Source organism: Herbaspirillum sp. GW103 (genome assembly GCF_000261365.1).
Classification (GTDB): Bacteria; Pseudomonadota; Gammaproteobacteria; order Burkholderiales; family Burkholderiaceae_D; genus Herbaspirillum.
On the sequence record NZ_AJVC01000003.1, the window covers coordinates 703,172 to 729,146 of the forward strand.

25 protein-coding genes and 3 tRNA genes are annotated in these 25,975 nt (G+C 59.4%); 24 read left to right on the forward strand and 4 right to left on the reverse strand.

All coding sequences use genetic code 11. The features are described from left to right. Nucleotides 1-29: 29 nt before the first annotated feature. A complete protein-coding gene (ybaL, locus tag GWL_RS06715) occupies nt 30-1,670 on the forward strand; it encodes a YbaL family putative K(+) efflux transporter (protein ID WP_008328008.1) in 1,641 nt (546 codons plus the stop codon). Between the two features lie 126 nt (nt 1,671-1,796). Next, on the forward strand, nt 1,797-2,126 hold the full coding sequence (locus GWL_RS06720; RefSeq protein WP_008328010.1) for a hypothetical protein: 330 nt from the start codon (nt 1,797-1,799) through the stop codon (nt 2,124-2,126). 90 nt (nt 2,127-2,216) lie between these two features. Here GWL_RS06720 and GWL_RS06725 read toward each other — a convergent pair whose 3' ends face one another. Further along, nucleotides 2,217-2,777: a DUF2242 domain-containing protein gene (locus GWL_RS06725; protein WP_034350206.1), complete on the reverse strand. Its 561-nt coding sequence runs from the start codon at nt 2,775-2,777 to the stop codon at nt 2,217-2,219. 328 nt (nt 2,778-3,105) lie between these two features. On the opposite strand from GWL_RS06725, the gene GWL_RS06730 reads away from it, so the two are divergent. After that, a complete protein-coding gene (locus GWL_RS06730; protein ID WP_237713527.1) occupies nt 3,106-3,279 on the forward strand; it encodes a hypothetical protein in 174 nt (57 codons plus the stop codon). 68 nt (nt 3,280-3,347) lie between these two features. Here the strand turns inward: GWL_RS06730 and GWL_RS06735 are convergent. Both GWL_RS06735 and GWL_RS23305 read right to left on the reverse strand, forming a co-directional pair. After that, nucleotides 3,348-3,440 (reverse strand) — tRNA-Leu (locus GWL_RS06735). A 62-nt stretch (nt 3,441-3,502) separates the two neighbouring features. Continuing rightward, nucleotides 3,503-3,664 carry a hypothetical protein gene (locus GWL_RS23305; RefSeq protein ID WP_157174202.1) on the reverse strand — a complete coding sequence of 54 codons (162 nt, stop codon included), beginning with the start codon at nt 3,662-3,664 and terminating at the stop codon, nt 3,503-3,505. Nucleotides 3,665-3,680: 16 nt separating this feature from the next. On the opposite strand from GWL_RS23305, the gene GWL_RS06740 reads away from it, so the two are divergent. From GWL_RS06740 to GWL_RS06815, 16 genes are all read left to right on the forward strand, one after another. Then, nucleotides 3,681-4,547 (forward strand): alpha/beta fold hydrolase, encoded by an 867-nt coding sequence (locus GWL_RS06740; RefSeq protein ID WP_008328013.1) that lies wholly within the window; start codon nt 3,681-3,683, stop codon nt 4,545-4,547. A gap of 81 nt (nt 4,548-4,628) precedes the next feature. Then, nucleotides 4,629-4,979 carry a RidA family protein gene (locus GWL_RS06745; RefSeq protein WP_008328017.1) on the forward strand — a complete coding sequence of 117 codons (351 nt, stop codon included), beginning with the start codon at nt 4,629-4,631 and terminating at the stop codon, nt 4,977-4,979. A 6-nt stretch (nt 4,980-4,985) separates the two neighbouring features. Beyond that, complete coding sequence (locus GWL_RS06750) at nt 4,986-7,238, forward strand: bifunctional (p)ppGpp synthetase/guanosine-3',5'-bis(diphosphate) 3'-pyrophosphohydrolase (RefSeq protein WP_008328026.1); 2,253 nt, start codon at nt 4,986-4,988, stop codon at nt 7,236-7,238. Nucleotides 7,239-7,387: 149 nt separating this feature from the next. Continuing rightward, nucleotides 7,388-7,464, forward strand: a tRNA-Val gene (locus GWL_RS06755). 103 nt (nt 7,465-7,567) lie between these two features. Next, a tRNA-Val gene (locus tag GWL_RS06760) sits at nt 7,568-7,644 on the forward strand. A 318-nt stretch (nt 7,645-7,962) separates the two neighbouring features. Then, complete coding sequence (locus GWL_RS06765; RefSeq protein ID WP_008328027.1) at nt 7,963-8,370, forward strand: response regulator; 408 nt, start codon at nt 7,963-7,965, stop codon at nt 8,368-8,370. A 465-nt stretch (nt 8,371-8,835) separates the two neighbouring features. Next, on the forward strand, nt 8,836-10,743 hold the full coding sequence (thrS, locus tag GWL_RS06770) for a threonine--tRNA ligase (protein WP_008328028.1): 1,908 nt from the start codon (nt 8,836-8,838) through the stop codon (nt 10,741-10,743). Nucleotides 10,744-10,816: 73 nt separating this feature from the next. Beyond that, the gene (gene infC / locus GWL_RS06775) at nt 10,817-11,338 is read left to right on the forward strand and encodes a translation initiation factor IF-3 (protein ID WP_075258054.1); all 522 of its coding nucleotides are present in this window, start codon (nt 10,817-10,819) and stop codon (nt 11,336-11,338) included. A gap of 259 nt (nt 11,339-11,597) precedes the next feature. Continuing rightward, entirely contained in the window at nt 11,598-11,795 is a 198-nt protein-coding gene (gene rpmI / locus GWL_RS06780) for a 50S ribosomal protein L35 (RefSeq protein ID WP_006712688.1), read from the forward strand. A 26-nt stretch (nt 11,796-11,821) separates the two neighbouring features. After that, nucleotides 11,822-12,184, forward strand: coding sequence for a 50S ribosomal protein L20 (rplT, locus tag GWL_RS06785; protein ID WP_006712690.1), 363 nt, complete (start codon nt 11,822-11,824; stop codon nt 12,182-12,184). Nucleotides 12,185-12,393: 209 nt separating this feature from the next. Continuing rightward, complete coding sequence (gene pheS, locus GWL_RS06790; protein WP_008328031.1) at nt 12,394-13,422, forward strand: phenylalanine--tRNA ligase subunit alpha; 1,029 nt, start codon at nt 12,394-12,396, stop codon at nt 13,420-13,422. A gap of 71 nt (nt 13,423-13,493) precedes the next feature. Beyond that, nucleotides 13,494-15,920 carry a phenylalanine--tRNA ligase subunit beta gene (gene pheT, locus GWL_RS06795; protein WP_008328032.1) on the forward strand — a complete coding sequence of 809 codons (2,427 nt, stop codon included), beginning with the start codon at nt 13,494-13,496 and terminating at the stop codon, nt 15,918-15,920. Nucleotides 15,921-15,984: 64 nt separating this feature from the next. Then, nucleotides 15,985-16,398, forward strand: coding sequence for an integration host factor subunit alpha (locus tag GWL_RS06800; RefSeq protein ID WP_026051953.1), 414 nt, complete (start codon nt 15,985-15,987; stop codon nt 16,396-16,398). Nucleotides 16,399-16,401: 3 nt separating this feature from the next. Continuing rightward, nucleotides 16,402-16,803, forward strand: a complete 402-nt coding sequence (locus GWL_RS06805; protein WP_008328037.1) for a MerR family transcriptional regulator — start codon at nt 16,402-16,404, stop codon at nt 16,801-16,803. Between the two features lie 171 nt (nt 16,804-16,974). Beyond that, entirely contained in the window at nt 16,975-17,499 is a 525-nt protein-coding gene (locus GWL_RS06810) for a GNAT family N-acetyltransferase (protein ID WP_008328039.1), read from the forward strand. Nucleotides 17,500-17,719: 220 nt separating this feature from the next. Further along, complete coding sequence (locus GWL_RS06815; RefSeq protein ID WP_008328042.1) at nt 17,720-18,802, forward strand: choice-of-anchor A family protein; 1,083 nt, start codon at nt 17,720-17,722, stop codon at nt 18,800-18,802. An 83-nt stretch (nt 18,803-18,885) separates the two neighbouring features. On the opposite strand, the gene GWL_RS06820 is transcribed toward GWL_RS06815, so the two are convergent. Further along, nucleotides 18,886-19,488: a phosphatase PAP2 family protein gene (locus tag GWL_RS06820; protein ID WP_008328044.1), complete on the reverse strand. Its 603-nt coding sequence runs from the start codon at nt 19,486-19,488 to the stop codon at nt 18,886-18,888. 470 nt (nt 19,489-19,958) lie between these two features. On the opposite strand from GWL_RS06820, the gene epsL reads away from it, so the two are divergent. The 5 genes from epsL to epsF all read left to right on the forward strand — a co-directional run bounded on the left by epsL (nt 19,959) and on the right by epsF (nt 25,945). Continuing rightward, a complete protein-coding gene (gene epsL / locus GWL_RS06825; RefSeq protein WP_237713528.1) occupies nt 19,959-21,137 on the forward strand; it encodes an XrtB/PEP-CTERM-associated polysaccharide biosynthesis outer membrane protein EpsL in 1,179 nt (392 codons plus the stop codon). 10 nt (nt 21,138-21,147) lie between these two features. Further along, nucleotides 21,148-22,557, forward strand: coding sequence for an undecaprenyl-phosphate glucose phosphotransferase (locus GWL_RS06830; RefSeq protein ID WP_008328048.1), 1,410 nt, complete (start codon nt 21,148-21,150; stop codon nt 22,555-22,557). Between the two features lie 126 nt (nt 22,558-22,683). Beyond that, complete coding sequence (locus tag GWL_RS06835; RefSeq protein WP_237713529.1) at nt 22,684-23,604, forward strand: EpsD family peptidyl-prolyl cis-trans isomerase; 921 nt, start codon at nt 22,684-22,686, stop codon at nt 23,602-23,604. 70 nt (nt 23,605-23,674) lie between these two features. After that, entirely contained in the window at nt 23,675-24,469 is a 795-nt protein-coding gene (gene epsE / locus GWL_RS06840; RefSeq protein WP_008328050.1) for a polysaccharide export protein EpsE, read from the forward strand. Nucleotides 24,470-24,547: 78 nt separating this feature from the next. Next, nucleotides 24,548-25,945: a chain length determinant protein EpsF gene (gene epsF / locus GWL_RS06845; protein ID WP_008328051.1), complete on the forward strand. Its 1,398-nt coding sequence runs from the start codon at nt 24,548-24,550 to the stop codon at nt 25,943-25,945. Nucleotides 25,946-25,975 lie beyond the last annotated feature (30 nt).

Below are 25,975 nucleotides of genomic sequence, written 5' to 3' on the forward strand. Positions count from 1 at the left end.
TCATCCACCTTAGAAAGGAATCCTGACTGATGCCCCATCACACTCCCCTGATCGCCACCATTGTCGCCGGCCTGGTCCTGGCCTTCATCTTCGGGACCCTGGCCCATCGTCTGAAGATGCCGCCCCTGATCGGCTATCTGGTAGCCGGTATCGCCATCGGCCCCTTCACGCCAGGCTTCGTGGGCGACGCCGACCTGGCCCAGGAACTGGCCGAGATCGGGGTGATCCTGCTGATGTTCGGCGTCGGTCTGCACTTTTCCCTGAAGGACCTGCTGTCGGTCAAGAACATCGCCATTCCAGGTGCAGTGGCGCAGATCGCCATCGCCACCTTGCTCGGCATGGGCCTGGGCTGGCTGCTGGGCTGGCCGTTCGGTGAGGGCTTCCTATTTGGCCTGGCGCTGTCGGTGGCCAGTACCGTGGTGCTGTTGAAGGCGCTGCAGGAACGTCGCCTGGTCGAAACCCAGCGCGGCCGCATTGCCGTGGGCTGGCTGATCGTCGAGGATATCGCCATGGTGCTGGCGCTGGTGCTCATTCCTGCGCTCTCCGGCATCCTGGGGGGCAAGGGCGAGGCGCTTTCCGGCAACGCCGTGCTGCTGACCCTGGGGCTGACGCTGGGCAAGGTGGTGGCCTTCGTGGCGGTGATGCTCATCGTCGGACGTCGCGTCATTCCGTGGATTCTGGAACGCATCGCCGATACCGGCTCGCGTGAACTGTTCCGCCTGGCCGTGCTGGCCATTGCACTGGGCTTTGCGCTGGGATCGGCTTACGTGTTTGGCGTGTCCTTTGCACTGGGCGCCTTCTTTGCCGGCATGATCCTCTCCGAATCCGAACTGAGCCACCGCGCCGCCGAAGAATCGCTGCCCCTGCGTGATGCCTTCTCGGTGCTGTTTTTCGTCTCCGTGGGCATGCTGTTCGATCCCTCGATCCTGGTGCGCGAGCCCCTGCTGGTGCTGGCGACGGTGCTCATCATCGTGGTCGGCAAGTCGGCCGCCGCCTGGCTGATCGTGCGCGCATTCGGTCACCCGAATTCGACGGCGCTGACCATTTCGGCCAGCCTGGCGCAGATTGGTGAATTTTCTTTCATCCTGGCCACACTCGGCCTGTCGCTGGACCTGCTCTCGCCGATGGCGCGCGATCTGATCCTCGGGGGCGCCATCCTGTCGATCCTGATCAATCCGCTGCTGTTCTCGCTGCTGGACCGCTACGAGGCGCGCCAGGCCGAGCCCGCCGACGTGCAGGACGTGCCGCCTACGGTCGATCTGCAAGATCACGTGGTGCTGGTCGGTTATGGCCGCGTCGGTCGGGGGATCGGTGAGCAGTTGCGTGCGCAGGGCAAGCCCTTCGTGGTGATCGAGGCGCAGCGTGAGCATCTCGATGCACTGCGCCAGGATGGCGTGCCGGCGCTGTACGGCAATGCCGCCCAGAGCGAACTGTTGCAGGCCGCCGCCGTGGAGCGGGCGCGCTGGCTGCTGGTGGCGATTCCCGAAGTCTTCGAAGCCGGCCAGGTGATCGAGAATGCACTGGAACTCAATGCCGCACTGAAGGTGGTCGCGCGCGCCCACTCCGATGCCGAGATCGAACACCTGGAAAAGCATGGCGCCCAGCACGTCATCATGGGCGAGCGCGAGATCGCGCGAGGCATGCTGGACTCGGTAGGGCAGGGGATCTAAGCATTCTTCACATTGCGCTTAACGTTTGTGAAGCATTTGCTTACAACCCTTACGGCTTTCGCCTAGAGTTGTCAGGAATCGGCGGATATAGTCACGCTACGTCATTCAGAACAACGAGGAGCTATCGTGAAAAAGTCGATTTCCCTGATGGCCGGCATGGCTGTGTTTGCTGCGGTTGCCGGTCTGTCCGCAGCACCGGCCATGGCCGGACATGTGTCCATCGGCGTCAATATCGGCGTGCCCGCTTACGTGGCTCCGCAGCCTGTGTACGTGCAGCCGGCGCCCGTGTATGCGCCACCGCCGGTGTATGTGCGCCCGGCACCGGTCTACGTGCGTCCGGCACCGGTTTATTACGCACCGGCGCCGGTGTATGTGGAGCGTGGCTATCCTCGTGGCCATCACCGCCACTGGCACCGTCCGCCGCCGCCCCCGGGCTACGGCTACTGGGGGCGTTGATTCCCGGGCAGCAGGCAAGAAAAATGGCGGCTTCGGCCGCCATTTTTGCGTTCATCCCGGCGCCGATGGCGTGCCGGAGCGGCTGATGCCTTATTTCTTGGCGGGCGCGGTGTCGTCATCGACGTCCACCAGCAGATAGCGTTCGGCCGCCCCAAAGAAGCGGTCATAGAAATCCGGCGAGCGGATGGTTTCGCTGGAGACGCGCACCATCGAATCATCGCTGGCGGCAAAGGGCATCGAGACCGAGCCCAGTACGCTCACACCCAGGCTGGCCGAGCTGTTGCTCTTCTTGATACCGTAGCCATCCTGGGTGGCGCTGGCGAACATGGTCGAGCTCTTGCCGTTGCCATTGGAGGCGCAGACCACGTGGAAGGCGATTTCCATGTGCTTGTCGCTGGCCGGTTGGAAGCTCTTGTTGCCATCCAGAGTGTTGTCGGAAGACTTGCTGATCACATAGCCCTGGCCCAGCAGTGCGCGCCGGGCCGCTTCGCAGACCGCTTTCTCGCTGCCGGGGAAGCTGCGCGAGAAGGCGCTGGTATCGCTGAATTCCTCCTGATGATAGAAGGCGGTCTTGCCAGTGGTGCAGGCGGTCAGGCCCAGAGTGGCGGTGGTGATGACGAGAAACGGGATAGAAAAGCGCAGGCGCGGCATGCGGCGGATCTCCAGCAACGGTGAAGGGTGGCGTCAATTGTAAAGGATTCACGAAGCGCAGGGTTTGGACGGATGGTAAAGATCGGTAACAGATGACCTATCACCTGATGAGAACAGCAAACGAAGACACGCGCAGGTCATCATCAGGAAGGTAAAATCACTTGTCGAATTGCCTGACTGAAAGTAATGTTAGGCCAACAAAGGGAGTGGTCTTCCATCGGGACGATCATGAATCTGCCGGGGATGCCTGGCAAATTCGCAACCGGCCTCGTCAAGGAACATGGATAAAAATCAGAAAGCGGAATTGGAGCGCATCCAGCGAGAGTTGGTGGACGCACACAATAAGGCTGCGTGGCAGATGGCCGCGACCATCATCAAGGCTTCGCTGGTCAAGAACGGCATGGACCAGCCGCCCACACCGGCCGAACTGGCCGCGCTCAACGCCACCATTACCAATCTGCGCAGTGTGGCCGAGGATGCCTTGGAGTTGCTCAAGCGCTGAGTCACTCGGCTCGTCCAGGAAACCCGCCTGCGGTGGTCTGAGCCTGAAGAAGAATGATTGGCGGTGTCTGGTGCCTGAGGCCGGGGTCGAACCGGCACGCCCCCTTCCGGGTAAGCGGCGGATTTTAAGTCCGCTGTGTCTACCAATTTCACCACTCAGGCATGAGGGATGCCGGCGAGGGCCGCCGGAAAAGGGACGCATTATAGCAGCGACTTGTGCTGCATCATTTGTTTTTTCCTGCGGAAAATTCTGAATTTTTCTTGAAGCGGCAACAGCGATGTCCGATCGCCTGTTTGCACTGGCCAGACAGCATTCCCTCCTGTTCCGGCTTGCCATTTCCAGCCGACAAGCTGTCCTGAAAGGGTAGAATGACGGCTTCGTTCATCTGGAAAGCCCTCACCATGACTGAAGCCGTAGTCAAGACAGTGCAGTGCATTTCTCCCGCCGGCCTGCACACCATGGCCTACAAGGAGTGGGGCGATGCGCGCAATCCCAATGTACTGGTGTGCGTGCATGGCGTCACCCGGGTCTCCGACGATTTCGACCGCATGGCGCGCGAGCTGTGCGATACCTACCGGGTGATCTGCCCCGATGTGGTCGGACGCGGTCGTTCCGGGCGGCTGGCCAATCCGCAGTTCTATACCGTGCCGCAGTACGTGAGCGACATGGTGACCCTGCTGGCGCGCGCCGACGCCGAGATCGTCGACTGGTTCGGCACCTCCATGGGCGGTCTGATCGGCATGGGCCTGGCCTCGCTGCCGGGCAACCCCATCCGCCGCCTGGTGCTCAACGACATCGGTCCGTCCATCAACGGTGCCGCGCTGGCGCGTATCGGCGACTACATCGGCCAGGACGTGCGCTTCGATACCTTCGAGGAAGCCGCCCAGTATATTCGGACCATTTCGGCCAGCTTCGGTCAGCACAGTGATGAAGAATGGCACAAGCTGGCCAAGGACGTGCTGCGCCAGAATGAAGAGGGCAAGTGGGTGCGCCACTACGACCTGGGTCTGGCGGTCCCCTTCAAGCTGACCACGCCGCAAGCCGCCACGGCGGCCGAGCAGATGCTGTGGGCGGCCTATGACGCCATCGCCTGTCCGACCCTGCTGGTACGGGGCGCCCAGTCCGACCTGCTGCTGCCGGAAGTGGCGCAGGAGATGACGCGTCGCGGCCCCAAGGCCAAGCTGGTGGAGTTGCCCGATGTGGGCCACGCACCGACCTTCATGCACGCCCCGCAGATCGAGGTGGCGCGGCAGTTCCTGCTGGGCTGAGCCGTCGCCCCGCACGCATCGCATCCATTTTTGTCATTGCCGGCGCCGTCGGGCGCCGGGTTTTACTACGAAGGAAATTTCATGTCCGTACAACGTCTGCACGTCGGCAAGCGTCTCTCCGAAGTCGCCATCCACAACGGTACCGTCTACCTGGCCGGCCAGATCGCCGAAGACGCCACCCAGAACATCGAAGGCCAGACCCGCGAAGTGCTGGGCCATATCGATCGTCTGCTGGCCGAGGCCGGCAGCGACAAGACCAAGATCCTGTCGTGCCAGATCTTCCTGTCCGATGTGAAGGATTTTGCCGGCATGAACGCGGTCTGGGATGAGTGGGTCGCGCCCGGCAACGCGCCGCCGCGCGCCACTGTTGAAGCCAAGCTGGCCCGTCCCGAACTGCTGGTGGAAATCATCATCGTCGCGGCCCAGAAGTAAGCAGGTATGGTTTCGGTAGCAAGTACCCAGGGCGAGGGCCTGGCAGCCATTACCGCCGGTCTCGGCCCTGACGATGTCGCGCGGGTCGAGCAGGCACTGGCCGAACTCGAGCCGCTCTATGCCGACAGGCAGATCCTGTCCGGGCAGAATGCGCTGCAGTTCGCCGTCTCGGTAGCCACCGTGCTCACTGCGCTCAACGTCGATGCCGCCACCCGCATCGCCGGCCTGGCTTTCGAGGCGCAGATGCTGCATCCCGAGCTGGACGAAAAGCTGGAAGAACGCTTCGGCAAGGAAATTGCCGAGCTGGTGGGCAATGTGCGCCAGTTGATGCGCTTTCACAGCCTGAGCTTCCAGCCCCAGCACCAGGAAGTCCTGCGCGGCAAGAACGCCGCCCAGCAGGCCGCCGCCCAGGTCGAAACCTTGCGCAAGATGCTGCTGGCCATGGCCACCGACATGCGCGCGGTGCTGGTGCGCCTGGCCTCGCGCGTGGCGACCTTGCGCTACTTTGCCGAGACCAAGCAAGAGAATGAAGCCAGCGCGCAGTACGCACGCCAGACCTTTGACCTCTACGCGCCGCTGGCCAACCGGCTGGGCATCTGGCAGTTGAAGTGGGAGCTGGAAGACCTGTCATTCCGCTTCCTGGAGCCGGCGACCTACAAGCGCATCGCCAGGATGCTGGAAGAAAAGCGCCTGGAGCGCGAAGCCTTCGTCGCCAACGCGATTGAGCGCCTGCGCGCCGAGATGGCGGCGCAGGACATTCGCGCCGAAGTCAGCGGGCGACCCAAGCACATCTACAGCATCTGGAACAAGATGCGCGGCAAGTCCATCGATTTTTCCGAGCTCTACGATGTGCGCGCCTTCCGTGTCATCGTCGACGATGTGAAGACTTGCTATTCGGTGCTGGGCATCGTGCACAACATCTGGACGCCGATTCCGGAAGAGTTCGATGACTACATCTCGCGTCCCAAGCAGAACGGCTACCAGTCGCTGCACACGGTAGTCATGGCCGAGGATGGTCGGGCGCTGGAAGTGCAGATCCGTACGCACGAGATGCACCACTTCGCCGAATACGGCGTGGCGGCGCACTGGCGCTACAAGGAAAGCGGTGGCTCGAATTTCTCGGCGCAGAAATATGACGAGAAAATCGCCTGGCTGCGTCAGCTGCTGGCCTGGAAGAATGAAGTCACCGATGCCGTGGTGGATCAGGAAGAAGTCCGTCGCGACTGGGTGCAGAAGCTCAAGTCGGCCACGCTGGACGAGCGCATCTACGTGCTCACGCCGCAGGCGCGGGTGATCGAACTGCCCAGCGGCGCCACGCCCATCGACTTTGCCTACCACCTGCACAGCGACGTCGGCCACCGCTGCCGTGGCGCGCGGGTGGATGGTGTGATGGTGCCGCTGAACACCCCCCTCAAGAACGGCCAGACGGTGGAAATCATCACCGCCAAGAGTGGCGCTGGCGTGGGTCCTTCGCGCGACTGGCTGGGTGCCGGCTATGCCGCCAGTTCGCGTACGCGCTCCAAGATCCGCGCCTGGTTCAATGCCATCGAGCAGCAGGAAACCTTGTCGGTAGGCCGTGGCCTGCTGGAAAAGACCTTGCAGCGCGAAGGCAAGACCGCCGTCAATCTCGAAGAGCTGGCGCAGAAGCTGGGTTTCGACAAGGTCGATGATCTCTGTCTGGCGTTGGCCAAGGAAGAATTCAGCCTGCGCCACGTCGAGCAGGCGCTGCACGAAGGCGAGGAAAAGAAGCCGGAGATCGACGACGAAGCCCTGATCACCCGCAAGAGCCGCGCCTCCAGCATCGTCCAGGGCGCCAAGTCGGGGGTGCTGGTGGTGGGAACCGATGGTCTGCTGACCCAGCTGGCACGCTGCTGCAAGCCGGCCCCGCCGGATGTGATCGCTGGTTTCGTCACACGTGGCAAGGGCGTTTCCATCCATCGGGTCAATTGCAAGAATTTCGCCGAGATGAGCCTGCATGCGCCCGAGCGCGTCATCCAGACCACCTGGGGGGCACCGGCGCGCGATACGGTGTATCCGGTCGATATCTTCGTGCTGGCCAGTGATCGCCAGGGTCTGCTGCGGGATATCTCGGATATCTTCCTGCGCGACAAGATCAATGTGATCGGGGTCAGCACGCAAAGCGTGAAGGGCCATGCACGCATGGCCTTCACCGCCGAGATCGGGTCGACCGAGCAGTTGCAGAAGGCCTTGACGGTCATTCGCGAGGTCAAGGGCGTGATCGAGGCCAAGCGGCAGTAGTTCGCCGGGCAGCAGGAATGGCGAGAGGATGGCGGGGAGGGTGGCCGGATGCTTGGTGAAACAGGCGGACTATTTTTAATTTTTTATCATTTTCATCATTTACCCCTTGGCAAATTTTGAAAAGCCTCCTATACTCTCGCTTCTTCGTTAGGCGCGTAGCTCAGCTGGTTAGAGCACTACCTTGACATGGTAGGGGTCGTTGGTTCGAGTCCAATCGTGCCTACCAATTCTTCCGGTTCCGTTCGGGATGGTGGGGTTGGGCGAAGCAAAGAAAAGGAGGCGCGTTCTCGGCTTCCTTTTTTGTTTTATCAAGTTCTGTAATCTTCGATAGGCGCGTAGCTCAGCTGGTTAGAGCACTACCTTGACATGGTAGGGGTCGTTGGTTCGAGTCCAATCGTGCCTACCAATTCGTTTGCTTCCTGATGGAGCAAGAGGGTTGGGTGAAGCAAACCGCAGAAATTCACAAAAGGAAGCGCATTGGCGGCTTCCTTTTTGTTTTTCTGCGCCGGCTTTTTCATTGTTTCATTTCTTCCCGTTCCTTCCGTCGCTCTTGCCGCCGCCCCATGGCGTTGCTGCGGGTCAAATGCCGCCGCAAAAATGCGCCCTGACTGAAGCAATGGGGCAGATGTTTCGCGGAAGCATCTTAAAATGCTTTACACTTGCGTCGAATTTTTTCGGCAGCAACATCTCCAATCCTCATTTTTACGGTTCAGCGAATTTTCCTATGGCAGCAGATGATCAGTATTTCCTCGTGGTTGACGACTTTTCGACGATGCGTCGCATTGTCAGTGGCCTGCTGAAGGAGCTTGAATACACCAAGATGGTGGAAGCCGATGATGGCTCTTCGGCACTGAAAATCCTGGAGGCGGGCGCCTTGCCGGTGACCTTCGTGCTGACCGACTGGAACATGCCGGGCATGGATGGCTTGACCCTGCTCAAGAAGATCCGCGCCACGCCCTCGCTGGCGCATCTGCCGGTGTTGATGATCACGGCCGAGGCCAAGAAGGAAAACATCGTCGTGGCCGCACAGTCGGGTGCTGATGGCTATATCGTCAAGCCCTTTACGGCCGCTACCCTGAAGGAAAAGATCGAGAAGATCCTGGCACGGCGTGCCTCGATGGCAAATGCCTGAGGAGCGGGCGAGTCCGCTTGCTTGAGCTTGGCTGCGGCATGCCCGGATGCCGTTTCGGTTTTTGGCGTTGGACTTCATCTCGATGTTGCTCGAAGTGAAAAAGCTTGCTGATCATCGCTGTTTGCGCCTGGCACGTTGGCCTGACAGCGCCGCGTAGTCCGGGATGCAGGATGATGCTGTACGGGACGCCTGCCGATGTTCGGGCAAAGTTTGCTATAATGCGGGCCTTCGGTCTGGTCTGTCCTTGCTGGCAGCGATCCCGAGACTGCATACCCCTCATCTGTAAGAGCGAGAAAGGCAAACCGGTTATGACACCGCGAACTACCACCGAGGTTTTCACGCGACGCTAGTCGGGTTCTTTTTCGTCCTTTGAAAAAGCGCGGCTGGTCCGCGTTTTTTTTCGTCCGTCTTTTCGACATTACCCTCAACAGGCAAGGCAGCAAGGCTGCCGACATGGAGTGCACAATGGTTTCAGTTCGTCTTCCCGATGGTTCGCAACGCCAGTTCGACAACCCGGTCACCGTGGCGCAGGTTGCCGCCAACATCGGCACCGGCCTGGCCAAGGCTGCACTGGCTGGCCGCGTCGATGGCAAGCTGGTCGATACTTCCTACCTGATCGACAAGGATGCGGAACTGGCCATCATCACCGACAAGGATGCGGATGGTCTGGAGGTGATCCGTCACTCCACCGCCCACTTGCTGGCCTACGCGGTCAAAGAGCTGTTCCCCGAAGCCCAGGTCACCATCGGTCCGGTCATCGACAACGGTTTTTATTACGACTTCTCGTACAAGCGCCCCTTCACCCCCGAAGACCTGCAAGCCATCGAGAAGAAGATGGCCGAGCTGGCCAAGAAGGATGAGCCGGTCACCCGCAAGGTACTGCCGCGTGACGAAGCCGTGGCGTACTTCAAGTCCATCGGCGAAGACTACAAGGCCGAGATCATCGCCTCCATTCCGCAGAACGAGGACGTCTCGCTCTACACTGAAGGAAACTTCACCGACCTCTGCCGTGGCCCGCACGTGCCCTCGACCGGCAAGCTGAAGGTGTTCAAGCTGATGAAGCTGGCTGGCGCCTACTGGCGTGGCGATTCCAACAACGAGATGCTGCAGCGTGTCTACGGCACTGCCTGGGCCAGGAAGGAAGACCAGGAAGCCTACCTGCACATGCTGGAAGAGGCCGAAAAGCGTGACCACCGCAAGCTGGGTCGCGCGCTGGACTTGTTCCACTTCCAGGACGAGGCGCCGGGTCTGATCTTCTGGCATCCCAAGGGCTGGACCATCTGGCAGCAAGTGGAGCAGTACATGCGCCGCGTCTATCAGGACAACGGTTATCAGGAAGTGAAGGCGCCGCAGATCCTGGATCGCTCGCTGTGGGAAAAGACCGGCCACTGGGAAAACTATCGTGAAAACATGTTCACGACCGAGTCGGAAAGCCGCGCCTATGCGTTGAAGCCCATGAACTGCCCCGGCCACATCCAGATCTTCAATTCCGGCCTGCACAGCTACCGCGACCTGCCGCTGCGCTACGGCGAATTCGGCCAGTGCCACCGCAACGAGCCCTCCGGTGCGCTGCACGGAATGATGCGCGTACGCGGCTTTACCCAGGATGATGGCCACATCTTCTGTACCGAAGACCAGATCCAGGAAGAAGTCGCCGCCTTCAACCGAGTGGTGCGTGAAGTCTATGACTGCTTCGGCTTCAAGGACGTGGCCGTGAAGCTGGCCCTGCGTCCGGAAAAACGCATCGGCGCCGAGGAAGTCTGGGACAAGGCCGAGAATGCCCTGCGCGAAGCCATCCGCGCCTCCGGTTCGGAATGGGAAGAGCTGCCGGGCGAGGGCGCCTTCTATGGCCCGAAGATCGAATACCACCTGAAGGATTCCATCGGCCGTTCCTGGCAGTGCGGCACCATGCAGGTGGACTTCTCCATGCCGGCGCGCCTGGGCGCGGAATATGTCACGGAAGACAACAACCGCAAGGTGCCCGTGATGTTGCACCGGGCCATCGTCGGCTCGCTGGAGCGCTTCATCGCCATCCTGATCGAAAACCACGCCGGCGCGATGCCGCTTTGGTTGGCGCCAACGCAAGTTGTCATCCTGAATATTTCCGACGCACAGGCGGATTATGTGCAGAACGTTGCACAAACGCTGAAAAAACAAGGGTTTAGGGTCGAGACCGATTTGCGCAACGAGAAGATTACCTATAAAATACGGCAGCATTCCATTCAGAAGCCGCCCTATATCCTGGTTGTCGGCGATAAAGAACGGGATGCCAACACTGTGGCCGTGCGTGCGCGGGGCAATGTCGATCTGGGCGTCATGTCCATCGACACCTTGGTGGAACGCCTCAAGGATGAGGTGGCTGCCAAAGCCTGAGATGGGGAAGCCTGGGGCTTCCTCCCAGCGCAAGAGCACGGCTTAATTCATTGGATTTTAAAAGGAAACTGCAATAGCTACTGACAAGTCGCATCGCCTCAACCGCGAGATCACTGCGCCGGAAGTGCGCCTTTCGGGTGTTGAAAACGAGCCTCTGGGCATCGTCAGCCTGGCTGAAGCCTTACGTCTTTCTGAAGAGGCTGAAGTCGATCTGGTCGAGATTGCGCCCACCGCGCAACCTCCTGTCTGCCGTCTGATGGATTACGGCAAGTTCAAGTACCAGGAGCAGAAGAAGGCGCACGAGGCCAAGCTCAAGCAGAAGGTCATCCAGGTCAAGGAAGTCAAGTTCCGCCCGGGTACCGATGATGGCGATTACAACATCAAGCTGCGTAACCTGACGAAGTTCCTGGAAGAGGGTGACAAGACCAAGATCACGTTGCGTTTCCGCGGTCGTGAAATGGCTCACCAGGAAATCGGCATGCGCGTGCTGGAGCGCCTGAAGGCTGATCTGGAACCGTATGGCCAGGTCGAGCAGTTTCCCAAGATGGAAGGTCGCCAGATGATCATGGTGCTGGCGCCCAAGAAAAAGAAATAAATCGTTTATATCTTTTTCGGTTTTCCTGGTTTCAAGCAGTTAGCCGTATCGGGACGACATCTCCCCGGTGTCGTCCATGCCGCAGTGATTGCGGCAGCGTAGGGCCGACAAAGGATTTGCAGGGTGCAGGCGACTGTGCCAGGCAAAAGCAGCGGGTTCACCCGCTGTCAAATAAGTGAGAGCAGGCATCCAAGAGCAGCGAGCGTGCTGCCACCTGCAATCATCAAAAAATGGAGCTGTCCGAAAGGACAGAGTTGCTATGCCTAAGATGAAATCGAAGAGCAGCGCGAAGAAGCGTTTTCGCGTCCGCCCGGGCGGTACCGTCAAGCGCGGTCAAGCCTTCAAGCGTCACATCCTGACCAAGAAGACCACCAAGAACAAGCGTCAACTGCGCGGTACCGAGGGCGTCCATGAGACGAACCTGAATTCCGTTCGCGCGATGCTGCCGTTCGCTTAACCTCACCAATACACTAAGGAGCTACTATGCCTAGAGTCAAACGTGGGGTAACAGCACGTGCCCGCCACAAGAAAGTCCTCGCACTCGCCAAGGGTTACCGCGGCCGTCGTAAAAACGTCTACCGTATTGCCAAGCAAGCAGTCATGCGCGCTGGTCAGTACGCGTACCGTGACCGTCGTAACAAGAAGCGCGTGTTCCGCGCACTGTGGATCGCCCGTATCAACGCCGCTGCGCGTTCGCACGGCGTGACCTACAGCGTGTTCATGAACGGCCTGAAGAAGGCTGCGATCGAACTGGATCGTAAGGTCCTGGCCGATATGGCTGTCACCGACAAGGCTGCTTTCGCTGCCATCGTCAACCAGGTGAAGGCCAACATCGCTGCCGCCTAAATCGACAGCGTGTTTGCGGTAGCCGGCCGCAACATCCGACGCAAGTCAGACGAGCAGCCGGCGCTGCAAAATCCTGCGGGGCAGAGGTGATACACCGATGCCCCGTATGTTTTTGATCCACGGTTTCGTGGATTTTTTTGGTTCACCTTCCGTGAATCCCTTCTTTTCGACTTCGTCGTCGGATTTTCGATTGGAGCGAGACTTACCGCATGAATCCCCTAGACCAACTCCTGGGCCAACTGGTCACGCAGGCGCAGGCTGATTTCGCCGCCGCGCCCGACGCCGCCGCACTGGAAAACGCCAAGGCCAAGTACCTCGGCAAGACCGGTCAGATCACCGAGCAGATGAAGGGACTGGGCAAGCTGGCGCCGGAAGAGCGCAAGGTACAAGGGGCGATCATCAACGTCGCCAAGGAACAGATCGAAACCGCGCTGACCGCCCGTCGCGATGCTTTGGCCCACGCCCAGATGCAGGCGCGCCTGAATGCGGAAGCCATCGATGTCACCTTGCCGGGCCGTGGCCGTGGCGTGGGCGGCATCCATCCCGTGATGCGCTCGTGGCAGCGCGTCGAGGAAATCTTCCGCTCCATCGGCTTTGATGTCGCCGACGGTCCCGAGATCGAGACCGACTGGACCAATTTCACTGCATTGAACAGCCCCGAGAACCACCCGGCGCGCTCCATGCAGGACACCTTCTACATCGAAGGCAACGACACCCAGGGCAAGCCCCTGCTGCTGCGTACCCACACCAGTCCGATGCAGGTGCGCTACGCCCGCATGAACAAGCCGCCCATCAAGGTCATCGCCCCGGGCCGCACCTATCGCGTCGACAGCGATGCCACCCACTCGCCGATGTTCCATCAGGTCGAAGGCCTGTGGATCGCCGAGGACATCAGCTTCGCCGACCTGAAGGGCGTGTACCTCAACTTCGTCAAGGCCTTCTTCGAGACCGACGATCTGCAGGTGCGCTTCCGTCCCTCGTATTTCCCCTTCACCGAACCTTCGGCCGAGATCGACATCGCCTTCGGTAGCGGTCCGCTCAAGGGCCGCTGGCTGGAAGTCTCCGGCGCCGGCCAGGTGCATCCGACCGTGGTGCGCAACATGGGCCTGGACCCCGAGCAGTACATCGGTTTCGCCTTCGGCTCGGGCCTGGAGCGCCTGACCATGCTGCGCTATGGCATCAATGACCTGCGCCTGTTCTACGAAGGCGACCTGCGCTTCCTGAAGCAATTCAATTAATTCGATCACGCGGGGCGCCGCGCCGTCGCGGCGCGCCTCTGGCTCATCGCCGATAGCTGAAAGTCTGAATCATGCAATTCTCTGAAAACTGGCTGCGTACCATGGTCAATCCGACCATGACCTCGGATGAACTGTCGCACCTGCTGACCATGTCCGGCCTGGAAGTCGAGGAAGTCGAACCGGTCGCGCCTCCCTTCACCAACGTGGTCGTGGGTGAGGTGCTGGAAGTGACCAAGCATCCGGATGCGGACCGCCTGAACGTCTGCCGCGTGAATGTTCATACCGGCACCATTCTCAACATCGTCTGCGGCGCGCCCAATGTGCGCGCGGGCCTGAAGGTGCCTTGCGCCATGGTCGGTGCGGTGCTGCCGCCGGGGGCCGATGGCAAGCCTTTCGAGATCAAGGTCGGCAAGCTGCGTGGTGTGGAATCGCAGGGCATGCTGTGCTCGGCACGCGAACTGAAGCTGTCGGAAGATCACGGCGGCCTGCTGGAACTGCCCGATGATGCACCGGTAGGCCAGAATTTCCGCGACTACCTGCAATTGAATGACCTGAAGTTCACCATCAAGCTCACCCCCAACAAGGCGGATTGCCTGTCGGTGCTGGGCGTGGCGCGTGAAGTCTCGGCACTGACCGGTACACCCCTGAAGGCGCCGGCCTATCAGGCTGCTGTCGTCAATCTGGACGAGAAACTGCCGGTACGCATTTCCGCGCCCGAGCTGTGCGGCCGTTTTGCCGGCCGCGTCATCCGTGGCCTCAACGCCAAGGCCGCCACCCCGCAATGGATGAAGCAGCGCCTGGAGCGCAGCGGCCAGCGCTCGATCTCGGCCTTGGTGGACATCTCCAATTACGTGATGCTGGAGCTGGGCCGTCCCTCGCACGTGTTCGACCTCGACAAGATCCATGGTGGCCTCGACGTGCGCTGGGGCCGCAAGGGTGAATCGCTGAAGCTCCTCAACGGCAACACCGTGGAAGTCGATGAATGGGTCGGCGTGATCTCCGACGACAAGGAAATCGAATCCCTGGCCGGCATCATGGGCGGTGACGCGACTGCGGTCTCGCTGGAGACCACCAACATCTACCTGGAAGCCGCTTTCTGGTTCCCGCAGGCGATCCAGGGACGTGCGCGCCGCTACAACTTCTCGACCGATGCCGCGCATCGTTTCGAACGTGGTGTGGACTTCGCCACCGTGGTCGATCACATCGAACGCATCACCGCGCTGCTGCTGGAAATCTGCGGCACGCCCGAGACCCGTGTCGGTCCCGTGGACGACCAGATCGTCAACCTGCCCAAGCGCGAACCGGTCTCGCTGCGCACAGCCCGTGCAGCCAAGGTGATTGGTGTGGAGATCACCGACGAGATGGTGTCGGACATCTTCAAGCGTCTCGGCCTGTCCTTCGACTATCAGCCTGGCCTGTTCTCGGTGACCCCTCCGTCTTATCGCTTCGACATCGAGATCGAGGAAGACCTGATCGAGGAAGTTGCGCGCGTCTACGGTTTCGAAAACATCCCGGCGCTGCCCCCGGTGGCCGCCAATGCGATGCGCATCGCGCCCGAGAATACTCGTTCGCTGTTCGCCATCCGCCGCCTGCTGGCTGATCAGGACTACCAGGAAGTGGTCAACTTCAGCTTCGTGGAGAGCGCCTGGGAAGCCGACTTCGCTGGCAATGCCGATCCCATCAAGCTGTTGAACCCCATCGCCAGCCAGATGAGCGTGATGCGCTCCTCGCTGATCGCCGGCCTGGTGGCCAATGCCCGCTACAACGTCAACCGCAAGGCGGCGCGCATTCGCGTCTTCGAGGTGGGTGCCGTGTTCAGCAAGAACGCTGCCATCGCCGATGGCCCGCTGGCCGTGGCCGGTTTCGAACAACCCAAGCGCATCGCCGCGCTGGCCTACGGCCCGGTGGCCGAAGAACAGTGGGGCCAGACCACCCGCAATGTCGATTACTTCGACGTCAAGGCCGATCTGGAAGCCCTGTTCGCCCCGCGGGCGCTGCGTTTTGTCAAGGCCGAACATCCGGCCCTGCATCCGGGACGCACTGCGCACGTACTGCTGGGCGAGAAGATCGTCGGCGTGATTGGTGAACTGCATCCCAAGTGGCAGCAGAAGTACGACCTGCCGCTGGCTCCCGTGGTCTTCGAGGTGGACGCCGAGGCATTGCAGCAGCGTGACCTGCCGTCCTACATGGAAATCTCCAAGTTCCCGGCAGTCAGCCGTGATATCGCGCTGGTGGTGAAGCAGTCGGTCGGCGCCCAGCAATTGCTGGACGTTTTCGCGGCTGAAAAGCAGGCCAATCCGGACTGCACCATCTTGCAAGCCCTTGTTTTATTTGATGAATATCAAGGCAAGGGATTGGAAGCGGACGAAAAAAGCCTTGCGTTCCGCTGCACCTTGCAAGATACTCAAAACACCCTTCAGGATGACAAGGTTGACCTTGCGGTGAATGCACTGGTGGCCGCTGCGAGCGCCAAGCTCGGCGCCAGACTGCGTGCCTGATGTGATGTCCGAGAGCGAAAATAATTACAGACCGGAATCGGTTGAGGCCCAGTCATTCATCGCCATGAACAACGTGAATTCGAACGAATTTCAATCCGTGCTGGACGCCGACCTGCATCGTGCCGTACTGGAATCCCAGGCACGTTCGCAGGCCGACAAGAACCTGCCGACGCTGACCAAGGCCGAGCTGGCCGAACTTTTGTTCGAGCAGGTCGGTCTGAACAAGCGCGAAGCCAAGGACATGGTAGAAACCTTCTTCGACGAGATTCGCAACGCGCTCGAACGTGGCGAGGCCGTCAAGCTGTCCGGCTTCGGTAACTTCCAGCTGCGCGACAAGCCGCAACGGCCTGGTCGCAATCCCAAGACTGGCGAGGAGATCCCGATCACCGCGCGGCGCGTCGTGACCTTCCATGCCAGCCAGAAATTGAAGGAAATGGTGGAACTCTCCAGCGGCAGCCCCGTTGAAATGTCCGTCTAATTTATGAACGATCGTGTCAACAAACCGGCGGCCATCGTCTTGCCGCCCATCCCGGCCAAGCGTTATTTCACCATCGGTGAGGTCAGTGAACTGTGTGGCGTGAAGCCGCATGTGCTGCGCTACTGGGAGCAGGAATTCACCCAGCTCAAACCGGTCAAGCGACGCGGTAACCGGCGCTATTATCAGCACCACGAAGTCCTGCTGATCCGCCGCATCCGCGAGCTGCTGTATGAGCAGGGTTTCACCATCAGCGGTGCCCGCAACAAGCTCGATGGCACGCATGAAGCTGAACAACCGCAGGAGCCGCAGCGTCCCCTCATCAGCCTGGATGAGGCGGCCATCGATGCACTGCGTGCGGAGTTGCAGGCGGTACTGGAAACCCTGAAGCCGGGGGCGACCGCCTGATCGACATGCACGGATAGTTGCCGGGACCGGGTCGCTGGATCTCACCGGGCTCACCAAGGCTGCCAGTCTGGCATCGATCCCGCTGTTTCATTATCTACGCGCCACACGCTGGCCCTCATGGGTCGCCGTGTGGCGTTTTCATTTCAGAGTCCCATCGGCAAGGAGAACTCCATGAGTCATTACCAATGGCGCCCCATGCGCGCGACTGATCTGCCTCGCGTGATGGCGATTGCCGCCGATGTTCACGTCGGCTACTTCGAAGCAGAAGAAGTTTTTGCGGAACGGCTGGCCCTGTTTGCGCCCGGCTGTCTGATTGCCGTGCGTAGCGCCCTGGCGGGCGAGGGCGAGGAAGTCATCGGCTATACCTTCATGCACCCTGGCCGTCATGGCGTTCCTCCCGCGCTCAACACCCTGTTGCAAGCCCTGGATCCGGCCGCTGATTGTCTGCATCTGCACGACGTTGCGCTGCTGCCCTCTGCGCGCGGCTCGGGCTTGGGGCGTACGCTGGTGGAACAATTGCTGCAACTGTGCAGACGGGCAGGATTGCCCAGGGCTACCCTGGTCGCGGTGCATGCCTCCAGCACCTATTGGCAGTCGGCCGGATTTGTCGAGGACACCCAGGCGCTGCTGCACGGGCAGGACAGCCTGGCGAGCTATGGCGGGGATGCACGCTACATGTCCAGGCGACTGCCGTGATCGCAACGCGCGTGGACAGAAGCTTGATTATTATCAATGTGGCAAAAAAATGACGTTCGTGAATTGACGAGATTTTTACTTGATCAATCGACAACTGTTAGCATAAAATTAATAAAAACTTTACAACAATTTGTGTCGATTTGCGTCTGTTGGCGCCATCAATTCACTGCTGCCCCCTGACCCGACGTACAGGCGGCATCCGTTATAGGGGTAACATTCCATGTCACGTCTTTCGAAGTCGGTCCTGGCTGGTTTTGCGGTCCTGCCTTTCCTGTCGCTCGGTGTCAGCGCTGCCGCTCAGGCGGCGACGGTGTCGCTCACCGGTGCCGAGGCGCTGCAGCAGTTCAATCTGGTGGTGCTGGGCGACGCCAGCTCCAACTCCCACGTGGATGGTCGGGCCTGGATCGGAGGATCGCTCACGGGCGGGGATTACGTGCAGCATGTCGGCAGTACGCCGGCCTCGAGCTATGCCGGCCTGACCGTGATGGGCAGTGCGAGCAACGTGCATGTGAACGGACTGGGTTCCTATATCGGTGGCTCCTTCACTAATTCGACCGTCAACAGCGGATCGAGCTATATCGTCGGTGCGGTGAGCAACAGCAATCTCAATGGATCGGCCTATGTGACGGGCAGCACCAGCGGGACCAACTTCAACGGTGGCCGCCCCTCCACGCCCAGCACGCTGATGCAGACCAATGCGGATGCCGCGACGTCGACCAATTTCGGCAGCACGCTCGGTACCTTGTCCAATACGCTCAAGAGTGCCGTCGCCAACAGCACGGTGTCGATCACCGGCAACAAGGCCACCTTCACGGCTGTGGCCAACAGCAGCGGGGTAGCGGTATTCAATCTGGATAACACCACCAGCGCCTCGGTGTTTTCGGCGGGCGAGTTTTCTTTTGCCGCCAACGGTGCCAGCACCATCATCATCAATTCCAGCGTCAGTTCTGCGGTCATCGGTGCCAACTTCCTGGGCGGACAGGCACAGTCGCTGGGCAGCTCCATCCTCTGGAACTTCTACAACGCGACCAGCCTGACCATCAACAACCAGTTTGGCGGCTCCATTCTCGCGACCCACGCCAGCCTGACCAACAACCAGAACATCGAAGGCGGCGTCTTCGTCAATAGCCTCACCCAGAATGGCGAACTGCACCTGCAGTCCTTCACCGGCAACCTCTCTGCCGTGGCTCCCGTGCCCGAGCCAGAAGAGTATCTATTGATGGTGGCCGGCCTGATCGTGGTGGTGGGAGTAGCCGCGTTGCGCCGTCGTCGCCTTGCTGCGCCGGCAATGCTGGCCGCTTGAGCCAGGGAGCGCTCGCGCGGGCGTGACCGAGAATGCCGTTCAGCGCCGCTGAACGGCATTTTTCATGGAAGCGGGAAAGGGAATCAGAGCGCCTCATGGCGCATGTAGACCTCGGCGCGGCCGGAGAGCTGCTTGGCCAGTTCCTGCAGGAAGCTCTGGGTCGGCGCCGGCTTGTTGAAGCCGGTCATCATCAGGGCCGCCGCCAGGCCCAAGGGCAACAGCAGATGACGCAAGGGTGGCGCCGACTGCCGTAGTGACAGGCCAAAGGCCCAGGCTGCGCCGGCGCCGACCAGCAGGCCAAGCAGGACTTCGGATTCGGAGTGGACCTTGATCATCAGACGTGACAGTCCCACCGAGGTGACCAGGAGCGCGGTCAGTGTCAGTACCAGGGCGCGACGCAGGCCAGTGGTGTCCTGGGTGAGCAGCAGGGCAATCGACAGATAAAGAGCGCTGGAAGAGGCGGTATGGCCGCTCAAGCCGGTGAAGTTGAGCATCGGCAAGCTGATATCCCAGCCCATGAAAAGCAGCTTGCTGATGACCACGATCATCATCGCGGTGACGAAAGCGAGCAGCCAGGCGAACATCTGACGCCACATGCGGTTGACCCCCAGCCAGAGTGTCAGGATGCAGGCACCCGGAATGGTCATGGTACTGTCGCCGAGGAAGGTGAGGGTGTGCCAGTTCATTGAATCAGATGAAAGAGGAGAGAGGGGCGCAAGAGATCCCGGCAGGCCATATTAGCGGCTCGGGAGGCGGGGAGAAAGCGCTGTGACTCTTGTCGCAAGATAAACGTTCAGTTTTTGTTGCGATGCGATATAAATAGTATATGTGATTTTGCGATTTTGTTGTCAAATTACAAATTTGCCGTTTGTCCTACAAGGCCATGCTCGCTTGTCTGATTGCCGCGAATTCAGGGGCGCGTATCCTTGTCGCATTCTTTTCTGGGTGGCAATGTTGTACATATTTTTTTGCCTAAATTTCAAAAATGCTGCATGATTACTAGTAAATTTTCGTGTGTTGCGGTGCAGCAATACAGACGCCAAACATTGCCATTGTTTCAAAAGTAAAACTAAAAAAGAAAGGGCTCTGATTCGTGATGCCACGGCAGTTTCGCAATAGCAGCAAGCGCAAGGCCCGGGTGCGAATGTGCGCTCTGATGGTGTCGGCAGCTTGCCCTCTTGCATACGCGGCAGACCCCGGTCAGGTGGTTGTTCCGTATGTGCAGTATTCGTATTTGCATGACGATAATTTGTTGCGCTTGAGTGGTCCGGATGCTGCGCGCACGGCGTTGGGATCGCCCCAGCTGTCGGACAACGTGCAGAGTCGGCAGGGCGGAATTCGTATCGACAAAATGCTCAGTCAGCAGCATATCCAGTTGGATGCAAGCGCGACCAAGAATACCTTTGATCATTTCAGTCAGTTCAACAATGACTCGCGTGATCTGAAAGCCGATTGGGGCTGGGTGCTTGGAGAGCGCCTCTCCGGCAATCTCGGTTATGTCTATTCGAGATCGCTGACGCCCTTCCAGAATTTCCGGTCGCTTGAGCCCAACATCCGAACGATGAGTACCAAGTATTTCAACCTGGCCTGGCAACTGCATCCTGACTGGACGGTGCGCGCACAGGCATCGAGATTCGGGCTCGGGTATGACTTGCAGACGCAGCAGTCCAATAACTTCACGCAGAACATCGCGGAGCTTGGTCTCGATTACACCCCCCGCAGCGGCAGTATTGCTGGCGTACAGGTGCGCAGGACGACGGGCAACTATCCGTTTGATTCCGTGATCGGCACCAGTACGATCAACAACTCCTTCACCCAGGAGGACTACAAGGCCAAGATAGTCTGGTTGTACAGCGCCAAGACCAAGTTGCAATTTCTCGGTGGTGTCACCCAGCGTGAACGCAATTCGGCGGCGAGCGGGTCTGGTTATCGCGGGTTCAATGCTCGCCTCATCGGTGACTGGGCGGCAACCGCCAAGACTGGTTTCAAAGCGAACCTTTGGCGTGAAATCGGTGGCGTCAATGATGTCGATGCCAATTTTGCGTTGACCACTGGCGCCAGTCTGGCCGCCACTTATTTGCCGACGGCGAAGCTACGCGTAGACGGGCTGGTGGACTACGAGCGTCGCAACTACAACGGTGCAGCGATCATCACTGGCGTGACGCCTTCCAATCGTCGCGATACCTACGAAAAGGCCAGCCTGAGCTTGACCTATTCGCCTACGACCTCCTTGTCTCTGATGCTGGCGGTCTATCGCGAGAATCTGCAGTCCAATCTGAACAGCTTTAGTTATTTGTCCAACGGCATTTCTCTGACATCGCGCTATGAATTCTGAGGCACCGAAAATGAGCGACCTGCATGATGGCTTGCCATTGGCCAACGTCAAGCCCAATGCCATGACCATGGTATTCAAGCGCTTTGTCGAGCCGGCGTTGATCGTGGCTTATTTATGGGTGCTGGTCCGGTTGAGTGGTCATTTCTTCAGTGGAGACTACTGGGTGCTGGCCATCATGGCCTTTTTCCTGTCTTCCTATTTCTTTACGGAATTCCACGAGCGTCGTCTGCGCCGCAATCCGAAAGGCGTATCGGCTTTCGCGCCGGTACTGGACTGGATTGCCGTGGCCGCGGTGCTGGTGGTGGTGGCCTACATCTGCGAGTTCTACCAGCACTTTTCCCTGCGTGCGATTTTTTTCTGGGTCGTCACCACGCCTGTTGGCCTGATCATTTCCCAGCATGTGCAGTCGCGCGTGATGCGTGACCTGCATACCAAGGGTGAAGTGCGCAAGGCCATCATCATCGGTGTCAACCCGGCCGCATTGAAACTGGCCGATCGCATGGAGAAGTATCCCTCCCTGATGATCAAGCTGATGGGGTTCTTCGATGACCGCGAGCTCAATCGTCAACCGCCTGGCACCTACACGCCCTTGCACGGCAAGATGTCGGAAGTGGCGGCCTACGTGCGTGAGAACAACATCAACATGGTCTACATCAGCATGCCGATCTCCGCGCAGCCTCGCGTGCTGCAGATGATCGACGAGTTGCAGGACACCACTGCCTCGATCTACTTCATCCCGGACATCTACATCTTCAATCTGATCCAGGCCCGCTTTGATTACGTTGGCGGTATGGCCGTGATGGCCATCTGCGAGACCCCCTTTACCGGGACCAACAATGTCGTCAAGCGCGTCAGTGACCTGATTCTGGCGTCCTGCATCCTCCTGATGTTGCTGCCGGTGATGATGGTCATTGCCATCTGCGTCAAGCTGACCTCTCCTGGTCCGATCATCTTCAAGCAGCGCCGCTACGGTCTGGATGGCGAAGAGATCGTGGTCTACAAATTCCGCTCGATGACTGTCATGGAAGACGGTGGCAAGGTCACTCAGGCTACCAAGGGCGATATGCGGCTGACCAAGATCGGTGGTTTCCTGCGATCCAGTTCCCTGGATGAATTGCCACAGTTCTTCAATGTGCTGCAGGGACGCATGAGCATCGTCGGCCCGCGTCCGCACGCGGTGGCTCACAACGAGCTCTATCGCAAGCAGATCAAGGGTTACATGCTGCGTCACAAGGTCAAGCCGGGCATTACTGGTTGGGCGCAGGTCAATGGTCTGCGTGGCGAGACCGAGACGCTCGACAAGATGAAAGCCCGTATCGAATTCGACCTGGAATATCTGCGCCGCTGGTCGCTGGTCTTTGATCTGTGGATCATCTTCCAGACCGTGCGCATGGTGATCAAGCGCGACAACGCTTACTGACGGTTCTGCCCTGCACCAGGGTAAAGGCCACGCGAACCAGCCATTGCCGCTGGCAACAAGGGACACAGAAAAAGAAAGCTTGCACAAATGAAAATCGGGAAGGAAGCAGTTCGGCGGCATCATCCAATGGCAACAAAGGCGCTCGTATCGGCCATGCTGCTGCTGACGCTGGTGGCGTGTGGCGAGAAGAAGTCGGCCTCCTCCAGCCAGGTGGTGGCCAATGTGGACGGGCAGGAAATTACCATTCACCAGGTCAACAACGAACTGGCGAAGACAGGTGGCAGCCAGGTCACCAAGCAGTTGCTCGAGGGCCTGGTGGCACGACAATTGCTGGTCAATGCTGCAAAGAAGGACAAGCTGGATACCGATCCGGCAGTGCTGGCCGATATGGAGCGAGCACGTAACTTGGTACTGGCGCAGAGCTATGTGGCGAGCAAGGTGAAGGCGCCCACTCGGCCGCTGGATCAGGAGATCGAGGATCTCTACCGCAAGAACCCGGACTGGTTTGCGCAGCGCAAGCAATATGAATTTGGTCAACTTGTCATCGCGCGCAACAATCTGACGCCCGAGCTCAATGCGCTGATGAATCAACCAGGCAAGCGCATGGATGAGGTCGCAGCGTGGCTGGATTCGCATCGCATCCAGTACGCGCGGCAACAGGTGGTCAAGACTTCGGCCGATCTGCCGCCGCAGATGAATACCAGTCTCAAGACGATGGACCGTGGTGCCCTGTTCGTCGTGCTGGAAGGTCAGACGGCGATCCTGACGTCCCTGCAGGATGTGAAGAATGCTCCCTTGTCTCTGGCGGTGGCAACGCCCCAGATCATCCAGTACCTGGTGACCCAGAAGCAGAATCAGGCATCTGAGCAGCTGGTGGAGCGTCTCAAGGGTGAGGCCAAGATCGAATACTCGGAGCAGGCCAAGTCCTTCGCGGATCTTTCTGCACCGACCAATGGCGCAGAGGCCTCTACTGGGAAAGACCAGGCCAAGGATCCCGAGAGTGTGAACAAGGACGTGATCTCGCGTGGTGTAGCTGGATTCAAATAAACAAGTCTGAACGAACAACGGGCGTCTTCACGCCTGAACCAAGAACCTGATGTGATGCGGAGTAATGACAATGACGAGAAAAATTGTGTTCCTGTTGATTGGCCTGATGCTTGCCAGCTGGAGTTTGTATGCCAAGGCCGATGACATCCTGCTGGGCGCCGGTGACGTGATTCGCGTCAAGGTGTATGGCAGCGATGACTTGACTCTGGAAACCCGTATCAGTGAGGCGGGTGTGATCAGTTATCCGCTGGTGGGCGAGGTCAAGATCGGCGGGCTCTCTACTGCCCAGGCGGAGAGCAAGATCGCAGGTCTGCTCAAGAATGGCGGTTACCTGAACAATCCGCAGGTCAACATTCTGGTTACTGTTCCGCAAAGTCAGATGGTCTCGGTGCTGGGGCAGGTGACCAAGCCTGGACGCTATTCGCTGGACGGACGGCGCAATGTCGCCGATGTCATTGCCCTGGCGGGAGGCGTCACCCCCGATGGTGGTGACGCCGTCACCATCGTGCACAACGATGGCAAGGGTGGCGTGACCAAGCAACTGGTCGACATCTATGCCATCACGCACAACGGCGATACCACGACCCTGCCCGAAGTCGTCGCCAACGACGTTGTCTATGTTGAGCGCGCCCTGCGTTTTTACATTTACGGCGAAGTGCAGCGTCCCGGTGTCTACAAGCTGGAACGCGGTACGACCGTTCTGCAGGCATTGTCGGTGGGCGGTGGTCTGACGCAGCGTGGTACCGAGCGCGGCCTCACGGTCAAGCGCCGCGATGCGGATGGCAACCTGCAGGAAATCCCGGTCAAGAAAGATGATCTGCTGCAGGCCGATGACATCGTCTACGTCAAGGAAAGCTGGTTCTGACATTGTCGGCCGCGGTAACGGCGGCCCCGTGATTTTTATTTTAGCTAGCGTACAACGCCAACCAGGAGGCGTGACCCCATGAATCTATCTCAATTTATTCTGATCCTTCAGGCGCATCGCAAGATCATCTTGCTCATTCTCTCGATTACGGTGGCAGTGGCGCTCGTGGTCAGTCTGGTGTTGCCCAAGCAATACCGGGCAACGTCCTCCGTCGTGCTCAACTACAAGGCATCGGATCCGGTCACCGGCCTGGTCGTTTCACCGCAGGCATTGCCCGGATTCATGCCGACGCAGGTAGCCATCATCAATAGCCCGTCGGTGGCTCTGGCCGTCGTCGACAGCCTCAAACTGGCTGACCAGCAAGAAGTCAAGGATGCCTACAATGCCGATAATCATGGCGACCTCGATATTCGCAACTGGCTCGCCGGAATTTTGCTGCACAAGCTCGATGCCGTTGCATCCAAGGAAAGCAGTGTCATCGATATCACCTTCAAGGCCGAAGATCCGCAATTTGCCGCACTGGTTGCCAACGCCTTTGCAGCGGCTTACCAGAAGGTGAGCATGCAGCTCAAGCTCGATCCCACGCGCAAGGCATCTTCCTACTTCAATGATCAGGTAAAGGTCTTGCGCGACGCCTATGAGCAGGCACAGGTCAAGCTGTCGAAGTATCAGGAAGAGCATGGCATCACCAACATCGATAATCGTACCGATGTGGAGACCAATCGCCTCAACGATCTGTCGACGCAACTGGTGATGGCCCAAGCGGCGCTGTCTGAAGCCGAATCTCGTCGCCGTCAGGCCGCTGGTGGCGGAGCGGGCGAGTCGCCCGATGTCAATGCCAATGCGCTCATTCAGACGCTCAAGTCCAATCTGGCAGCCTCTGAAGCTCGCTTCGAACAAGCCGCCAAGCGTTTGGGCGTGAACCACCCGGATTATCAGGCAGCCAAGGCCGAGCGAGATGGCTTGCGTGCGCAACTGGCCGCTGCGACCAGTTCCATTTCGGCGTCAGTGGGCAGCAATGCAACGATTCTGGCAAAACGCGAAGCAGAGATCCGTGCTGAATTTGAAGCGCAAAAGCGCAAAGTGCTGGAGATGAATCGTACGCGCGATGAACTCGCGGTGCTGAGCCGTGAGCTGGAGAGTGCCCAGCGCGCCTACGAGCTCACTAGCCAGCGTTTCGCCCAGACCAACCTGGAAGGACAGTCGAACCAGTCGGACATTTCACTGCTGTCGGCTGCCGTGCCGCCGCCATATCCCTCCAGCCCGCGCATCCTGGTCAATCTGGTTTTGGCGATCTTCGTCGGCACCATTCTGGGTGTGATGGCGGCACTGGGTCTGGAGCTGACCAATCGTCGCGTGCGTTCCGAACATGATCTGGTGGAGGAGCTGGGACTGCCGGTACTGGGTGCCATTTCCGGGCCTGCCACAGCAAGCAGTCGTCGACGCTTCGGTTTCGGACGCTCCAAGCCGGCCTGATGCCACTCAGCTTCTACCGTCAATAAAAAT

What these genes read in the sequence shown, in the direction of transcription:
- epsL (WP_237713528.1), top strand. Translation starts at nt 19,959, where the DNA reads ATGGTGTCGGCAGCTTGCCCTCTTGCATACGCGGCAGACCCCGGTCAG.
- rpmI (WP_006712688.1), top strand. Translation starts at nt 11,598, where the DNA reads ATGCCTAAGATGAAATCGAAGAGCAGCGCGAAGAAGCGTTTTCGCGTC.
- GWL_RS06800 (WP_026051953.1), top strand. Translation starts at nt 15,985, where the DNA reads ATGAACAACGTGAATTCGAACGAATTTCAATCCGTGCTGGACGCCGAC.
- GWL_RS06805 (WP_008328037.1), top strand. Translation starts at nt 16,402, where the DNA reads ATGAACGATCGTGTCAACAAACCGGCGGCCATCGTCTTGCCGCCCATC.
- ybaL (WP_008328008.1), top strand. Translation starts at nt 30, where the DNA reads ATGCCCCATCACACTCCCCTGATCGCCACCATTGTCGCCGGCCTGGTC.
- GWL_RS06810 (WP_008328039.1), top strand. Translation starts at nt 16,975, where the DNA reads ATGAGTCATTACCAATGGCGCCCCATGCGCGCGACTGATCTGCCTCGC.
- thrS (WP_008328028.1), top strand. Translation starts at nt 8,836, where the DNA reads ATGGTTTCAGTTCGTCTTCCCGATGGTTCGCAACGCCAGTTCGACAAC.
- GWL_RS06725 (WP_034350206.1), bottom strand. Translation starts at nt 2,777, where the DNA reads ATGCCGCGCCTGCGCTTTTCTATCCCGTTTCTCGTCATCACCACCGCC.
- GWL_RS06750 (WP_008328026.1), top strand. Translation starts at nt 4,986, where the DNA reads ATGGTTTCGGTAGCAAGTACCCAGGGCGAGGGCCTGGCAGCCATTACC.
- GWL_RS06815 (WP_008328042.1), top strand. Translation starts at nt 17,720, where the DNA reads ATGTCACGTCTTTCGAAGTCGGTCCTGGCTGGTTTTGCGGTCCTGCCT.
- GWL_RS06765 (WP_008328027.1), top strand. Translation starts at nt 7,963, where the DNA reads ATGGCAGCAGATGATCAGTATTTCCTCGTGGTTGACGACTTTTCGACG.
- GWL_RS06740 (WP_008328013.1), top strand. Translation starts at nt 3,681, where the DNA reads ATGACTGAAGCCGTAGTCAAGACAGTGCAGTGCATTTCTCCCGCCGGC.
- pheS (WP_008328031.1), top strand. Translation starts at nt 12,394, where the DNA reads ATGAATCCCCTAGACCAACTCCTGGGCCAACTGGTCACGCAGGCGCAG.
- epsF (WP_008328051.1), top strand. Translation starts at nt 24,548, where the DNA reads ATGAATCTATCTCAATTTATTCTGATCCTTCAGGCGCATCGCAAGATC.
- GWL_RS06820 (WP_008328044.1), bottom strand. Translation starts at nt 19,488, where the DNA reads ATGAACTGGCACACCCTCACCTTCCTCGGCGACAGTACCATGACCATT.
- pheT (WP_008328032.1), top strand. Translation starts at nt 13,494, where the DNA reads ATGCAATTCTCTGAAAACTGGCTGCGTACCATGGTCAATCCGACCATG.
- GWL_RS06745 (WP_008328017.1), top strand. Translation starts at nt 4,629, where the DNA reads ATGTCCGTACAACGTCTGCACGTCGGCAAGCGTCTCTCCGAAGTCGCC.
- GWL_RS06835 (WP_237713529.1), top strand. Translation starts at nt 22,684, where the DNA reads ATGGCAACAAAGGCGCTCGTATCGGCCATGCTGCTGCTGACGCTGGTG.
- epsE (WP_008328050.1), top strand. Translation starts at nt 23,675, where the DNA reads ATGACGAGAAAAATTGTGTTCCTGTTGATTGGCCTGATGCTTGCCAGC.
- GWL_RS06830 (WP_008328048.1), top strand. Translation starts at nt 21,148, where the DNA reads ATGAGCGACCTGCATGATGGCTTGCCATTGGCCAACGTCAAGCCCAAT.
- GWL_RS23305 (WP_157174202.1), bottom strand. Translation starts at nt 3,664, where the DNA reads ATGAACGAAGCCGTCATTCTACCCTTTCAGGACAGCTTGTCGGCTGGA.
- rplT (WP_006712690.1), top strand. Translation starts at nt 11,822, where the DNA reads ATGCCTAGAGTCAAACGTGGGGTAACAGCACGTGCCCGCCACAAGAAA.